The organism is Shewanella sp. UCD-KL21, assembly GCF_001957135.1.
GTDB lineage: Bacteria > Pseudomonadota > Gammaproteobacteria > Enterobacterales > Shewanellaceae > Shewanella.
The window spans coordinates 148,542-164,889 of the sequence record NZ_MPHK01000005.1 but is presented as its reverse complement, the minus strand read 5'-3'; the positions used below and the strand labels follow the sequence as shown (position 1 = coordinate 164,889).

At 42.7% G+C, this 16,348-nt stretch carries 12 protein-coding genes; 6 read left to right on the top strand and 6 right to left on the bottom strand.

Annotation, left to right across the window (positions count from 1 at the left end):
* Window positions 1-32: 32 nt before the first annotated feature.
* Complete coding sequence (locus BM739_RS06570) at window positions 33-2,063, bottom strand: S9 family peptidase (protein ID WP_076538735.1); 2,031 nt, start codon at window positions 2,061-2,063, stop codon at window positions 33-35.
* Between the two features lie 326 nt (window positions 2,064-2,389).
* Between BM739_RS06570 and BM739_RS06565 the strand changes: the two genes are divergently transcribed.
* Window positions 2,390-3,097 (top strand): hypothetical protein, encoded by a 708-nt coding sequence (locus BM739_RS06565; RefSeq protein ID WP_076538733.1) that lies wholly within the window; start codon window positions 2,390-2,392, stop codon window positions 3,095-3,097.
* A gap of 125 nt (window positions 3,098-3,222) precedes the next feature.
* Here BM739_RS06565 and BM739_RS06560 read toward each other — a convergent pair whose 3' ends face one another.
* Entirely contained in the window at window positions 3,223-4,743 is a 1,521-nt protein-coding gene (locus BM739_RS06560; protein ID WP_076538730.1) for an aldehyde dehydrogenase family protein, read from the bottom strand.
* Window positions 4,744-5,012: 269 nt separating this feature from the next.
* On the opposite strand from BM739_RS06560, the gene BM739_RS06555 reads away from it, so the two are divergent.
* Window positions 5,013-5,921, top strand: a complete 909-nt coding sequence (locus tag BM739_RS06555; protein ID WP_076538728.1) for an AraC family transcriptional regulator — start codon at window positions 5,013-5,015, stop codon at window positions 5,919-5,921.
* Between the two features lie 20 nt (window positions 5,922-5,941).
* Here the strand turns inward: BM739_RS06555 and BM739_RS06550 are convergent, their stop codons facing one another.
* The 4 genes from BM739_RS06550 to BM739_RS06535 form a co-directional block, all read right to left on the bottom strand.
* Window positions 5,942-6,622 (bottom strand): Fe2+-dependent dioxygenase, encoded by a 681-nt coding sequence (locus BM739_RS06550; RefSeq protein WP_076538726.1) that lies wholly within the window; start codon window positions 6,620-6,622, stop codon window positions 5,942-5,944.
* Between the two features lie 14 nt (window positions 6,623-6,636).
* Window positions 6,637-8,961: a TonB-dependent siderophore receptor gene (locus BM739_RS06545; RefSeq protein WP_076538724.1), complete on the bottom strand. Its 2,325-nt coding sequence runs from the start codon at window positions 8,959-8,961 to the stop codon at window positions 6,637-6,639.
* A 379-nt stretch (window positions 8,962-9,340) separates the two neighbouring features.
* Window positions 9,341-9,763 carry a hypothetical protein gene (locus BM739_RS06540; protein WP_076538722.1) on the bottom strand — a complete coding sequence of 141 codons (423 nt, stop codon included), beginning with the start codon at window positions 9,761-9,763 and terminating at the stop codon, window positions 9,341-9,343.
* A gap of 408 nt (window positions 9,764-10,171) precedes the next feature.
* Window positions 10,172-11,374 (bottom strand): ammonium transporter, encoded by a 1,203-nt coding sequence (locus BM739_RS06535; protein WP_076538719.1) that lies wholly within the window; start codon window positions 11,372-11,374, stop codon window positions 10,172-10,174.
* A 442-nt stretch (window positions 11,375-11,816) separates the two neighbouring features.
* On the opposite strand from BM739_RS06535, the gene BM739_RS06530 reads away from it, so the two are divergent.
* From BM739_RS06530 to BM739_RS06515, 4 genes are all read left to right on the top strand, one after another.
* Window positions 11,817-12,878 (top strand): polysaccharide lyase family 7 protein, encoded by a 1,062-nt coding sequence (locus BM739_RS06530; protein ID WP_076538716.1) that lies wholly within the window; start codon window positions 11,817-11,819, stop codon window positions 12,876-12,878.
* Between the two features lie 538 nt (window positions 12,879-13,416).
* The gene (locus BM739_RS06525) at window positions 13,417-15,072 is read left to right on the top strand and encodes a SulP family inorganic anion transporter (RefSeq protein WP_076538713.1); all 1,656 of its coding nucleotides are present in this window, start codon (window positions 13,417-13,419) and stop codon (window positions 15,070-15,072) included.
* Between the two features lie 186 nt (window positions 15,073-15,258).
* Window positions 15,259-15,504, top strand: a complete 246-nt coding sequence (locus BM739_RS06520; RefSeq protein ID WP_076538711.1) for a YdcH family protein — start codon at window positions 15,259-15,261, stop codon at window positions 15,502-15,504.
* Between the two features lie 257 nt (window positions 15,505-15,761).
* Window positions 15,762-16,211, top strand: a complete 450-nt coding sequence (locus BM739_RS06515) for a hypothetical protein (RefSeq protein WP_254843479.1) — start codon at window positions 15,762-15,764, stop codon at window positions 16,209-16,211.
* Window positions 16,212-16,348 lie beyond the last annotated feature (137 nt).

Here is a 16,348-nt window from a genome sequence, read left to right as displayed (position 1 = left end):
AACGCTTAATAAGCTAAATTATTCAGCACTTACTATTTAGCCCCAGGTTCAGCAAAGCGGTTCATCCACTGCTCAACTTGGTTGTACCAATAAATTGAGTTGTTCGGCTTCATGATCCAGTGGTTTTCATCAGGGAAGTAAATCATCTTCGACTCAACACCACGGGTTTGTAGCGTGCGGAATAACTCAAAACCTTGGCCGACAGGCACACGGTAATCAAGCTGACCATGAACCACTAAGGTTGGGGTATTAAAGTTTTCAGCGCCGTAATGCGGCGAGATAGCCTGGTAAATTTCTGGCTTGTCCCAGTAGTTACCAAAACGGGTACTGTGAACCGAGAAATCAGCCGCCATTTGCGAGTACATGTTATATACCGCAGCGTGGATAAATAACGCATTAAATGGCTGTTCTTTCTGACCTAAAATAATTGAGGTCAAGTAACCGCCATAACTTGCGCCACCTGCCACTAAACGATCATTATCGATCCAATCTTTTTGCTTAAACCATTCAGTCGCTTTAAATACATCTTCCAGAGACTTGTTTTTCCAATCAGGGTTAATGCTGTCGGTAAAGTCTTGACCGAAGCTATTTGAACCGTGGAAGTTTGGCCACGCAGTAACATAACCCCATGACGCAAAGGTTTGTGCATTCCAGCGATAATGGAAACCATCAGAGATCGCACTGTGTGGACCGCCGTGGATCAGCATCATTAATGGGTATTTTTTACTGCGATCAAATCCCGGTGGATAATGAACCCACATTTGAATGTCTTGATCGTTATAACCTTTATAGGTCACTGACTCATAAGTACCCACATCGATATCCGCTAAAATCTCATCATTAAAGCTGTCTAGACGGGTACTATTACCATTGCGTGGATTGATTTTTACCAAGCGTGCAGGGTAAGTAAAGCTATCATTGGCGGCCACTAAAGTACCGTCATTCGCCAGTGCAGGCATACCAAAGTTAGTGGCTTTAGTGATGGCTTTTACTTTGCCGTTTTTAGCATTGATATGGAAAATACGTCTTGTTGCCGCATCATCAATCGCAGCATAAAAGCCTTTGCTGTCTGGTGTCCATACAAAACGCGCTACGGTGCGATCCCAATCTTTGGCAATCATTTTTTCGCTGCGCTTGTTAACATCGAGCAAAATTAGCTTGGCAGTGTCGGCATAAAAACCATGAATAGTTTGGCGAGTAAAAGCCAAGGTTTTGCCGTCTGGACTAAATGTTGGGTTTGAATCTGGCGCTTCGTTGTTCGGGGTTAAGTTTTCAACCTTAGCGCTACCGATTTTAGCGAAAAAGATATCGATTTTAGCGTCAACTTGGTTGTCCCAACCATTGCTATTAAAGGCAATAAAACGCTCAGCTGGATCGATGTCATAGCTAGCTGCACTTTGAGATGAACGTGGTAGCTGCTTGTTTAGTGGCTGAGTGATTGGTTCAATATCGCCGCCTTTAGCTGGAATACGAAACACATGGGCTTCGCGGTCTTCATCCAGCCAATGATCAAAGCTTGAATAAGGCAGTGCATTCCATTGGTGCGCTGACACTTTATCGTCTTTATCAGCTTTTAGTTGCTCGGCTACTTGATCCCAGTTTTTACCCGGAAATACTGAACTGATAAAGTAAATATGCTCACCAACCCACTTAATCCCATACGCGCCGCTTGGCACTTCAGTTAAGCGCTGGGCTTCACCTGGGCTGTTCATCGGTAATAAGTATACTTGGCCTGCTTCGTCTTTATCACGCTTACTGATAAAGGCTAAAGTATTGCTGTCTGGTGAAAAGGTTGGTTCGCTCACCCGTAAACCGTTAGCGGTAATTGGGCGCTGGCTGTTGCCCTCTTTATCAAATAGCCATAATTGAGTTGCGCCCTTATCTTCAGGAACATCGTAGTTAGTTACTGGTGCAATGATGTAATCGCCATTGGGGGAAATAGTGGGATTACCTAAACGGCTTAGTTGCCACAATACATCCACTGAAAGGGTTTTGGTTTGCTCTGCAAACGCTGTCGCTAATGGCATAAACATGCACAACAGCACTATCCCGACTCTCTTCACGTGTCGTCTCCTTCAAATTTTGTTTTAATTATTTTATTTTTGCTAATAACTTTGTCTGTTCATGTGGCGATAAAAGTTAACTAAATTGTATCATCATCAACAAATAGCAGTGGCTCAGTTGGCAAGTTGTTATTGTTATCACATCACCATCATCAGGCTTAACACTTAAATGAAACTTAAACCTGAGATGGATAAGCAAAAACCACAAATTTAGTGCTTATCAGGCTAGTTTTCAGCCTACACGACATTGAAATCAGTTTATAAAAAACGCTACCATTATTAAAATTAGCTGTTGATTAATAAGGGTAATATAACAATGGTGCAACATGGTTGATTCACATCAAGGCAAGATAAAACAGCAGCTTTCAGCGGTGTTTTTAACTGATTATAAAATCAGTAAATTACAGTTTAATCTGCTGATTTTTCTGGCCATCATTTGGGGAGGAGTCAGTAATTACTTAGCGATACGTTATATTCCCATTGAGTGGTTCAATATGCTCGGTTTTTGGCCCATTTTAGCCATGTATTTGCTCTGCGGCATTGCTGGGGCGCTGTTATTAGACCAAAAGTTGCCGATAAAAATCTTTGCAGGCTTTAATATTATAATTTTAGGCTCGGGAATACTGCTCAGCTTTCTACTGCAATCGGTTGCCGCAGACACCATTTATACCTTCTTTCAATATGCGGCATTAATGACCTTATTGATGCTGTTTATCACCCATTTTTTGCCTAAAAACCTGCTAACCAAGAAGGTGGTGGTAGCTATTGCACTGGGACTAATCATGCTAATAGAGCTAGTATCATGGTCACTTTGGGGAGTAACCAGCAACCTATTTAGCTTAGGCATTCTGGTGATGGTTTTTAGTGGCAGCAGCAGTATTTGGGCTGAAGCCAATGAAGAATATGATGGCAGCGTAGGCTATTGTGCCGAACTAGACTTTAAATTAAGTGATGCTATCTGGTGGGGCGTATGTGTGTATATGGGGTTAGTTCATTTACTGATGAACCATCTCTCTAAAAAAGAGCCATCTTAGATTATAAGTAGGGCAAGCAAGCTAACTTGTTTGCCCTATTAATATTTAGCTTAAAAATAGCTTTAAAAATAGCCTTTTAAAATAGCCATTAACTATCAAACTTCAGCTATCCGCAGATTAATCGCTTAGAAAAAACCTAGCGGGTTAATGTCGTAACTCACCAGCAAGTTTTTGGTTTGTTGGTAATGATTTAAGGCCATCTTATGGGTTTCACGGCCTACGCCTGATTTTTTATAGCCGCCAAATGCCGCATGGGCTGGGTACATGTGATAGCAGTTGGTCCAAACTCGGCCTGCTTGAATGTTGCGTCCCATTCGATAAGCCAAGTTAGTGTCACGGGTCCACACTCCTGCGCCCAAGCCAAAGTCAGAGTTATTGGCCATGGCGAGTGCTTCGGCTTCATCTTTAAAGGTGGTTAGTGATATCACAGGGCCAAAAATCTCTTCTTGGAACACCCGCATATCATTGGTGCCTTTAAGTAATGTCGGCTGAATATAAAAACCACTATCAAAATTATCACCCACAGATGCAATCTCGCCGCCTAATAACACTTCTGCGCCTTCTTTTTTGCCGATATCAATGTAGCCTAATATTTTATCGAACTGCTCTTTCGATGCCTGCGCGCCAACCATGGTGTCGGTATCTAAGGGATTACCGCGCTTGATCGCTTTTGAACGCTCTATCAGCATTTCCATAAATTGTGGGTAAATATCTTCTTGAATAAGTAGCCGTGACGGGCAAGTACACACTTCCCCTTGGTTGAAAAAGGCTAATACCGCGCCTTCTACGCACTTACTTAAATATTCATCTTCAAAGTTAACCACATCGTTAAAGATGATATTGGGTGACTTACCACCTAGCTCAACCGTGGAGGGAATAATGTTTTCAGCGGCGCATTTTAAAATATGCGAGCCAACAGGAGTTGAGCCGGTAAAGGCAATTTTAGCAATACGCTTACTGGTTGCGAGCGCTTGACCTGCTTCTTCGCCAATACCATTAACGATATTAAGCACCCCAGCAGGCAGTAGATCGCCAATTAACTCCATTAAAAATAGAATTGATGCTGGTGTTTGCTCCGCAGGTTTAAGGATCACGCTGTTGCCCGCTGCGAGTGCAGGCCCAAGCTTCCAGGTCGCCATTAATATAGGAAAGTTCCACGGAATAATTTGCCCGACAACCCCTAATGGCTCATGAATATGGTACGACAAGGTATTGGCATCAATCTCTGCGGCGCTGCCCTCTTGGGCCCGTAAACAGCCAGCAAAGTAACGGAAGTGATCCACCGCTAAGGGAATATCGGCATTAAGGGTTTCGCGCACGGCTTTACCGTTATCCCAAGTTTCGGCCACAGCCAGAGCCGTTAGGTTATTTTCGATGCGATCGGCTATTTTTAATAAAATATTAGAACGCTCCGTGGCAGAGGTTTTACCCCAAGATGCTTGGGCTTTATGGGCTGCATCAAGGGCTAACTCAATATCTTGTGCATCTGAACGGGGAATTTTACAAAAAACTTGGCCATTTACTGGGCTGATATTGTCAAAGTATCGACCATTAACAGGCTCAACCCACTGACCGCCTATGTAGTTTTGATATACCGATTTATAGCTCATTTCTGAACCTGCTTCGCCGGGTGCTGCGTAAATCATGCTACTTTCCTCTAATTGTATTTTTTGGATAACTAATTAAGCTAAATCAATAATTGGAAAGTGACTATTCTGAGAATCCACAGCTGTTGACTCACAGTACAAATGATTGTGAAACTGGTGTCTAGCTCATGGCGATATTGCCCATAAGCTGAGCTAAGTTAACGAGTTAGCTCCGCGATTTAAGGGGCAAGCTATCACAGCATAAGTAAGGATTGTTGTTCAGGAACAAAGATACCAAATGACTTGGTATCACTCTGTGAGGGAACAATATGATCAGTGGACGCCTACAACTGCAGCGCAGCAAGCCAAAGGTACTAGTAGAAAACAAGATTAGCTTTGCTGGACCTGAATCTGAACTGAGTATTTACGATACCTTTGAGCAAGCCTCGAGGGTGGCACTTAAATCTGACCAACTGTTATTTTGCGGCATGCTAACAGGTAAAAAAGTCATGCATGCGGTAGATGATTATGAGGCGGCGTTTTACCCCCATGAATCTTTTATTATGGCGCCTAATCAGGCCGTAGAAATTGATTTTCCTGAGGCAAAAATCCATCAACCTACTACCTGTCTTGCCATTGAAATTTCAACTGAGCGAGTGCAACAAATTGCCGATAAGCTTAATCTTAGCGCCCCTATCGATAAACAATACGGCCACTGGCAATACCAACAATCTTTAGTGCATACCCACCATAATCAGCAAACCCAAGCGCTATTAGACAGAATTGTGGCGATTTATACCGAGAACGGACAGGATCGCAGTTATTTAATTGATTTGGCGATTTCAGAATTAATAGTGCGCTTGATGCGTCATCAAACCCGCGATTTTTTATTGCATCACAGTCATAACGACCCACAATTTAACGGCCTAAACGCGGCGTTACACTATATTAAGCAGCACCTCAGTGAACCATTAGATATTAATGCCTTGTGCCGACAAGCCTGCATGAGTCGCAGTAAGTTTTTTCAGCAATTTAAACAACATTTGGGCTGCACGCCGATGGTTTATCAGCAGCAAAGCCGCTTAACTCAAGCGGCGACGCTGATAGAGCAAGGTCAGCAAATAACCCAAGTGTGTTATTCACTGGGTTATCACAGTGCTAGCCATTTTAGTCGCCTGTTTAAACAGTTTTATGGCATTTGCCCTGTTGATTATAAACAGCGCCATTTAGCGAGTTAGCTGTTAAAACGGGTTTAGACTTACAGCTGGGTAAATTGACGGATCAAGTTATGATAAACATTGTGCAGATTATCTAACTCAGTGCGATCGGTATTACCTTGGCTAATGAGCGTTTGAATGGTTTGATCAAGCTGATACAGATTTTGCCTTAAACTAGTATCGGCCACCATGCTTTGCATCCAAGTAATGGCTGCGACTCGTTCACCACGGGTCACCGCCGTTACCTTGTGCAAACTACTAGACGGGTACAATACCGCGTACCCTGCAGGCAGCTTTATTTGCTGCTCGCCAAACTCGGTAGCAATGATTAACTCGCCGCCGTCATACTCATCTGGCTCACTTAAAAACGTGGTCATAGACATATCACTTCTTAGCACCTCATTGGTGCCCGGAATGCGCATCACTGCTGCATCTACGTGAAAACCATATTCTTCAGATATACCATAGCGATTAAAGCAAGGCGGAAAAATTTTATGGGGTAAAGCCGCCGAAACGACCTTTGGGGTGCTGCCAAACTTAGCTAATAAAGTATTAGCCAGTTGGCGCACCACATCATCATTAGCATCAGCTTGATTGTTATTTTTGACTGACGCCGCCATACCCATGGCGGTTTGCTTGCCGTCTAACCATGGCGCGTCAGCTAATTGCTGCCTGAATAAACTCACTTCTTCAGCAGTCAATATTTTCTCAATAACAATCATGATAATCCCTTTAATTAAAATTCAAATGTTGCAGTTAAATTAGCGTTTCTAGCATCGCCTAGGTACATGAATGAGCCTGAACGGTATGCTGCTGTCCAGTACTCTTCATCTAACACGTTACCTACATTCAAGCGGAAGGTTAATGCTTCTGTGGCATTGTAGTTCGCGAATAAACTCACCACTTGGTATGCAGGTACTTCTATGCTGTAACGGCCATTTTCACTATCATATCCAGCGGCAGTATCAGGTTGGCCACCGAACATTTCACCTTGGTAAGTGTAACCACCACCAATGACGAACATGTCATTAATCTCATAACGAAGTTGTAAGTAGGCACTTTCGTCAGCAAAGTTACTCAGCTTTTTACCAATATAATCTTCATTAAATGATTCAAGTACTTCTGAGTCCATTAATGACGCCGATAATTGAATACTTAACGCCTCAGTGATGTTACCCACCATGCCAATTTCAATCCCTTCAACACGGTTTTTACCGGTATTAAGGCTGCCTAGAGTTGAATAGCTATCTCCCACGCTTTCCATTACATCATCTTTAGTGATTTGGAATACCGAGGCAGAAAACATCACGCTATCATCAAATAGCATCCATTTGGTGCCAAGCTCAATATTTTCAACCGCTTCAGGATCTGCTGCCAGTACTTGCTCAGGTGTGCCACAAAGTCCACCATAACCACAACTTGCACCAAGGTCAGACTCGCCGCCGTTAATGTTCGTCGCTGTGCTGTAGCTAGCGTATATATTGCCCGCGTCAGTCAAGTTGTACACTAAGCCAGCATGGCCGTTATACATGCTGTCGGAATAGTCATATAAAATATCACCATTGCGGCTACTTGAGGTGTCATTGGTGTAATCAAAGCTGTCATATCTAAAGCCAAAAAATAGCTCTAAATCATCAGTAAGACTCACGGTATCCATGAAGTAAGACGAGATGGTTTCGATGTTATATATGGCATCAGATGCCCCTTTGGTATAAGTACGGCCCATCAGCTGGTCAATATTATCAACTTCATCGCCATTACCATCAATAATACAGTAAGCACCTGAGTCACCTCGACGGCCTTCAACGATACAGTTAGTGGCGTTATTATTGACGATATCATAAACGCCGTTATCCACTGATTCATCGGTATATTCAACACCGAAGACCCACTTATTCTCCATACCTAAAATATCGGTATTCCAGAATAAGTTGAACTGAGTGCTCCAGTATTCAACATCTTGGCGTCCTTGATGGGTACTAATGGTTAGGGTTTCAGCTCCTGGCGCGTCAAGATCGCTCGCAGCGCGATTAGTACCGCTCATACCAGTGGTAATGTAGCCATTTTCAGTGCGACCTACACGGGTGGCATTATAAAAACTTAAATTGTCTGAAATTTCATATTCGGTGCGCAGAGTAAAGGTGCGCACATCTGAGCTTAAGAAATCTGACTCTTGCGCATAAACCGGAATATCTTCAATCGGCTTACGGGTATCTTGGTCAAAGTAGCTACCTAAGTCCGCCACATCATCGGCTTTCATGTAGTAACCATCAAAAATAAATGACAACACATCAGATGGCTCATATACCAAAGATAATTGAGCGCCTTTTCTTTCTGCACTGATGCCTTCACGGCCGGGCTTATCTTCATCTGCAATAAGACCGTTGACTCGCAAGCCAACATCCTCAGCTAACGGCACGTTATAATCGACCGTAAAACGGGTATGGTCGTCAGTACCCACAGCGGCATCAACACGGCCAAAGTCATAAGCCGTTGAGGCTTTTTTGGTGACACTGTTCACTGCGCCACCTGAAGATCCACGTCCTGCAAAGGTAGAGCTTGGGCCTTTGGTAATTTCAACTTGTTCGGTGGCAAAACTCTCACGAGTAGTCATGCCCGGATCGCGCAGACCATCAACAAACACATCACTGCGGGCTTCATGGCCACGAATAATGTAACGATCGCCAAAGGCATTACCGTTTTCACCGGTTCCCAAGGTCACACCCGCTTGGGTAGAAAGAATATCTTTAAGGTCGGTTAAGCCAGATTCTTGAATTTGATCTTGAGTTAATACCGTGATCATTTGTGGGGTATCAACCAGATCAGCAACGCGGCGTTTGTCACCCGATTTATCATAAAAGTAGACTGAGCTTTTTACTCCGTGGACTTCAATGCGCTCAATCGCTTCTTGTGACAGTTCAGACTGGCATTCAATATTTTCGCTTTTATCGCAAGCTTCAGTTGTTGCTTCAGCAGCATAGGCAGGTGCGCCACTAAAAACCAAGGCGGTAGCAACGGCTTTTGCCCCAAGAGATAACGATGTGTGATAGCGAGATTTCATATTACAAACAATCCTTTTGTTAGAACCAACTAATGTATGTGGCGATCCTAACAAAGCAATAACAACAATGTAAATAGAAATTATTATCATTTACATTACGTTCTATATTGTAAACCTGCTTTGAGCTCAACTTCGGAGGTGCTATGGGGTTTTATGTCGAAAGGATTAAATATCTGGCTAGTTCAAGAAACTGTTTTAAGTAAACAGCTAAAACAAACATTGAGAATAGTAGCGTAAAAAATAGGCTGACCTGTTATAGGTCAGCCCATTGTTTAATAGGCATGTTAACTATGCTTATTAATCACATTTGCTTAAAGCGTGTCTTAATCTGCACCAAGTTTAAACAGCACAGCTTTAGCCAAGTGGCATAAATTTAAGTCTAGATAAGTGGATTACCACCTTTACTTTCTACTTGGCCAATAACTTCAACATTGCTCAACGTTGATAAAACACCCCATTGCTGAATCGTCATCATGTCAGTTACTTCAGCAGCACTAAAGCTCAAACGTAAACCATCTTTTTGATGTTCTTTTGCTAGGTTACTTGGCAAAATTTGCTGACCGTCGTCAGTTAGAATGCCCCAAAATCCACCTTCAAGATCAAAATATCTTACTGTTCCTTGTTGCATAGCGATCCCTTTTTCAGAGCTAGTATCAGGTTTTGCCATTTCTGCCGCTTTTTCAACAGGGGCCGCTTTTACCACTGCTTGTGCTGGCTCAGGTTGTGGCTCAACTTGTTCATTACAGCCTTGAACAAGCAATAAAGCGGCGATAGATGCAGATAAGGTTAATGATGTGCGCATGGGAGATTCCTTTTAAGCAAAATTTAAAAACAGTTTTAAACCGATCTGATCAACTGTTTCAAGAACGAATGTGTTACCAGCTAACGCTTTAGCAACTAATAAACTGAGTTTACCAGAAACACAGGTCAGTTTAGTGTCCGCAGCGTGATTTTTGTAAACCACATACAAACCACAACTGACATCGACAATACATGACAGTCATCAAATATAGCAATATGATCAGTTTAGTGTCGGTAGCGTGCTTTTTATAAACCACATACAAACCACATACAAACCACAACTGACATCGACAATACATGACATGACCCCCATCAAATATAGCAACAAGATCAATTAAGGCGCCTATTAGCACCTTAATTAAAGTATTACTCACCAAAGCGATTTATACCGCTATTAGTGCATAACAGACTATTTATCTGAGTTGGTAGAGCCAATCTTATGGATTGCTAAATCAGCGCCGATAAATTCATCTTCTTGGCTTAATCGTAAGCTAGCAATTTTATTGACTATGCCATACACAATAAAGCCACCAATAAGCGCCACTGCAACCCCAGCGACAGTGCCAACCACTTGCGACATTAAGCTTACGCCGCCTAATCCACCCAAAGCTTGCTGACCGAATATGCCAGCAGCAACGCCGCCCCACACACCACATAAACCATGTAACGGCCAAACGCCTAATACATCATCAATTTTGCTACTGCGTTGTAAACGGGTATACACCATCACAAATAAACCACCGGCCACACCGCCAACAATAAACGCCCCTACTGGGTGCATTAAATCAGAACCAGCACACACAGCTACCAAGCCTGCAAGCGGGCCATTATGGATAAAACCAGGGTCATTTTTACCGACAATCAAGGCGATAATAGTGCCGCCAACCATGGCCATTAAACTGTTTACCGCCACTAAGCCACTAATGCCATCAAGGGTTTGCGCTGACATAACATTAAAGCCAAACCAACCGACAATCAGTACCCATGAGCCAAGTGCCAAAAACGGAATATTAGACGGCGCAAACGCTACCCCCGGTTTACGGCCTTGACGGGAGCCCAAGACATAAATCGCCACCAGCGCTAACCAGCCACCCATACCATGTACCACCACCGAGCCTGCAAAGTCATGAAACTCGGCGCCAAAGGTGTCATTTAACCAAGTTTGAAAACCAAAGTTACCATTCCAAATCATGCCTTCAAAAAGCGGATAAACGAATGCCACTATTAATGCTGATGCTAATAAGAAAGGTTTAAAACTGCCGCGCTCGGCAATACCACCCGATACGATAGCAGGGATCGCAGCCGCAAAGGTAAGTAAGAAAAAGAACTTAACTAGCTCGTAGCCATTATTAGCTGTGAGTGCATCTGCACTCACAAAAAAATGACTGCCGTAAGCCACTTGATAGCCAATAACAAAGTACGCCACCGCAGAAAAAGCAAAATCAGTTAAGATTTTCACCAGCGCGTTCACTTGGTTTTTATGCCTAACAGTACCGACTTCTAAAAATGCAAAACCTGCATGCATTGCCAGCACCATAATGGCACCAAGTAAGATAAATAATGTATTTGCACTTTGTGCCATGACGCTAATTGCATCACTAATGTTATCCATGCTTATCCCCATAAGTTTTCTTTTATTAAATTCAGGGACTTACAAAAGCAAGAATTATTCCGTTATGAAGGTTTTGTCATACTAATTTGTACCACTAAGGTGCAAGACATTGATGGGTAAGGTGAAATGTGACTAATTACGACCCAAATAAGTGCATAAATAACGATTAGCTCGTCGCTAAAGCAACATTAAAGTACAGCAATTGCACCATTTTGAATCACCAGACAAGCAAGTCGCCACCCAATGGTGCAAAATTATGCGAAATTGCGATATTTTTACAAGAGCAAACACGAACAAGGCTGCTAAAAGTCAAAATAGTGCACAAAGTTAGCTTAATTGTGCAGCAAAAAATTCATTTCCCTATCTTGATCACACTTTTGTAATACAATAATACGTAGTATTCTACAGCAATGAAATAGAGATAATTCTAAGGGTAAAAACAATGAAAAAGCTCCATCTTAGTTTACTAGCGGTTGCTATTCTTGCAGGTTGCTCCGCGACATCACCAGCGCCACAAGTTAAAAAAGAGTTCAACTACGATCTCACTAAATACAATCTTGATGCGACTAAAGCGCCAGCACAAAATTTTGACCTAACAAAATGGAAGATCACCCTTCCTGAGCTAACCACAGAAGGTTCGCGTAAAGGCAAAGCCTTAGAGATTAATCGCCACGACCTTGGTAATACCCAAACTCCATACGTTCACCCTGAGTGGTTTTATACCGACCCTAAAACCGGAGCCTTGGTTTTCGTCGCACCAAATGAAGCGCCTACAACGCCAAATAGTAAAAACACCCGTAGTGAATTACGCGGCATGTTGGCTGAAAAGTACGATGACCCAAAAACAAATTTTGTGATTGCCTCTCACCCCAATGCTAGCGAATACGGCGCAATTGGCGGCCAACTAAAAGCCACCTTGGCAGTTGATCAAGTCAGTACCAGTGGTGAATACCGCAAGAACAATGCCTTTGCAGTGGTTATTGGCCAAATTCATGGTTCAGATAACGAGCCATTAAAAATCTTATATCGTAAGCTGCCGGGTCACGAATTTGGTTCGCTGTCTTGGAACTACGAGCTAAACCCAATTCCAGAATTACAAGATGCCAGAGACAGTAACGGCAAGAAGCTACGTAAAGATATTCGCCATAATGTATTTGGCACCTACAACCTACGTGAGCACCATGACGATCCACAAGATGGTATCCGTCTAGGCGAAATATTCTCTTATGAAGTGAATATTGAAGGCGACATCATGCAGCTTACTTTCACCAAAAATCCTGGTGAAGCCAACGAAATCGTTAAAACCTTTGATGTGAACCTAGCTGAAGGTAATTACCAAGGCCATGAAGTTGACCAAGGCTACCAAGCTGATTGGATGTACTACAAAGCGGGTGTTTACAATCAATGTAATACCAAAGCCAGTAGCTCAAACTGTGAGTGGCGCGGTATGGAAGCCGGTGACTATGCCCAAGCAAGCTTCTATGAGTTAGAACTTAACCAGTAAGCGTTATTTATATTACTGTTTAGTGGCGTTAAAAAGCGCCGTTAGCTAAATCGCCCAATGTAGTGTCATTGGGCGTTTTTGTAGGCTTATTCATCAATTTTAACCCTGATCCAGTACCCATTGCTCATTGCTCGTTACTTCAATAGCAGCGCCAAGCAGTTGCTTATTGATATAAACAACCGCCTCTTATCTATACAAAACAATTAAATATTTGCCTTAACARCCACGCCAACCTGTCGCTTATCTATAAAAACAGTTAAATATTTGCCTTAACAACCACGCCAACCTGTCGCTTATCTATAAAAACAGTTAAATATTTGCCTTAACAACCACGCCAACCTGTCGCTTATCTATAAAAACAGTTAAATATTTGCCTTAACAACCACGCCAACCTGTCGCTTATCTATAAAAACAGTTAAATATTTGCCTCAACAGCTGCGCCAACCAGTTGCTTATTGATATAAACAACCGCCTCTTATCTATACAAAATAGTTAAATATTTGATAAAGTTGCGCCAAATTAGTTCTAAAGGGTTAGCATTTTGTTTAAGGAACGGTTCAAAGACGTCAATCTTAAAGGCGATTTGTTTGGCGGCGTCACCACAGCCATCATTTCCCTGCCCTTGGCACTGGCCTTTGGTGTTGCCTCTGGCGCTGGTGCTGAAGCGGGATTATGGGGCGCGATATTAGTGGGCTTTTTTGCCTCCTTATTTGGCGGCTCATCGAGCTTAATATCTGAACCTACCGGCCCTATGACCGTAATAATGACCGCCATTTTAACTAGCATGGTGGCCAAGTATCCTGAATCAGGAATGGCAATATCCTTTACCGTGGTGATGATGGCCGGCGGGTTTCAATTTTTACTGGGCACGCTCAAGCTAGGTAAATACGTCACCTTAATGCCATACAGTGTCATTTCAGGCTTTATGTCAGGCATTGGGGTGATTTTAATCATCTTACAATTGTCTCCACTGTTAGGTCATGCCGCTCCTGCAGGTGGTGTGTTAGGCACCTTATCAGCCCTGCCCGACACCTTAAGCAACATTAAGTTTGCTGAGCTATTTTTAGGCTTGCTGACCTTAGCGACATTATTTTTATTCCCTCAACGCTATCGTAAATACGTCCCTGCGCAACTGGTTGCCTTAGTCGCCATCACGTTACTGTCAGTGATTTTATTTGATAGTGACAGCATTCGCCGTATTGGGGTTATTCCTGCAGGGTTACCTTCTTTAGTGATCCCACATATCAATGTGGATATTTTTATGACCATGGTGATTGATGCCTTAGTGCTAGGCACCTTAGGCTGTATCGATACTTTACTTACCGCCGTTATCGGCGATTCATTGACCCGTAAAGAGCATGACTCAGACAAAGAGTTACGGGGTCAGGGCTTGGCCAATATGATTTCTGGCTTATTCGGTGCCCTGCCCGGTGCTGGCGCGACTATGGGTACAGTGACCAATATTCAGGTAGGTGCACACTCACCCGTTTCAGGTATGGTTCGCGCGCTAATGCTGGCATTAGTGGTACTTGTGGCAGGCGGTTTAACAGAGCCTATTCCTATGGCCGTTTTGGCTGGTATTGCGGTGTATGTGGGCTTTAATATCCTTGATTGGAGCTTTATTCAACGGGCTCACAAAGTCAGTATGCAAGGCATGGCGATCATGTACGGGGTGATGATCTTAACCGTCTTTGTCGATTTGATTGTTGCCGTTGGCCTTGGGGTGTTTATTTCTAACATTATTATCATTGAACAATTAAGCCAGCAGCAAGCAAGGCAAGTCAAAGCCATTAGTGATGCCGATCAAAACGATGTGCCGCTGACCCAAAGCGAACGCGGCTTACTGGATCAAGCCAATGGTAAAGTGCTGTTTTTCTATCTGTCAGGGCCAATGATCTTCAGCGTGTCAAAAGCGATCTCTCGCCAACATACCAGTGTGGCTGATTATGAAGCGATGATCCTCGATCTTACTGACGTGCCGATGATCGATGTTACCGTCGGCCTAGCGCTAGAAAATGCCATTAAGGATGCGCAAGATGCCCATTGTGAAGTGTTTTTATTGTGCCCTAACCTACAAACCAAAGAGCAGCTGCAGAAGTTTCACGTGATTGATTCGCTACCCGCTGAAAACACCTTTTTGTTCCGCTATGAAGCCTTACAAGCCGCCCTTAAACATGTGCAAGCTAATGGCTAAAATATCACTAACTGAATGGGTGGGTTAAGATAATAAATAACCAATCCTAACCTACTCAAAAAAATCTTATTTTTAGCGAAAAAGTCATTAAAGTTTGTTAACTAGCTCGCCATTTTTAAACAACATAATGCTATAGTGAACTCAGTTCCAAAATACTGAATTTCTGTTCACCATTTAGGGGTTACTATGTTAAATGAGAATCACGCACTAATTTTCGACTTTCCAGAATTTAAGCAAGACATTGTTGATTTAACACATAAAGATGAAACGTTTCAAAAACAATCTAAACAATACCACCTACTGGATTATGAAATCCGCCAGCTTGAAATTGATGGCAGCCCAACCGATGACGAACACATGCACCAGCTCAAAGTGCAGCGGGCTAATTTAAAAGATGTGTTATTCCAGCAGCTAAAAGCCCACCATAACTAAAGCTTATCAAGCTGACAGCAAGCGAAGGGAACGATACGATAAAACAATCATTCCCTTCACAACTTATTCCACTCAGATTTAAACCAATCCTCCCCCCACTCACAGCTTAAACGACTCTCCTCAAGCGTGTTGTCGCCCATGCCACTGGCTGATTAGCGTAAATAGAAAGTCTGCATTAAGCCTTAGCCACTCGCTATTAACACATTCGTCACTATACTTCTCGGTGTTAAATTTTTAACAACCTAAGAGAGATTAAGATGAAATATATCGTATTAATAATCGGATTATGCAGCTTACTCTTTGCCGTTTCTTCTCAGGCTGAGCTTGAGATTTATAAAGACTATGACATTGGAAAAGAAGTGACTTCGATGACCACTGTTAGGATCGATCCCAACATGGAAGACGTTTACCTAGAAGGCTTAAGAGAAAGTTGGGTTAAAGCGGTGCGGTTACAAAAAGAGCTGGGTTATATTAAAGATTGGAAAATTTTTGCCAGTGAATTACCACAAAGTGGTGAGTTCAATATGGTACTGATGGTGATGTTTGAAAATAGCGCCGATTTAGAGCCCAATCAGGAAAAGTATAAAAAATTTATGAAAAGTTGGGGCCAAGCCAATCAAGACAACAGCCGTAAAATCACCAAAACTTACCCCAATGTAAGAACCTTAACCGGTGAATACCGATTAAGAGAAATTATCATGAAGTAGCAAATATTAACTTCTATTTAATCATTAATTTAATGCCACTTCACAATGTCTAGACCACAGCCTCGCATTAAGGTTTACCCCAAATGCGAGGCTGGTTTTCAGTTTCAAACCCCTTCAGTGATAACTTCTGTAAGCAC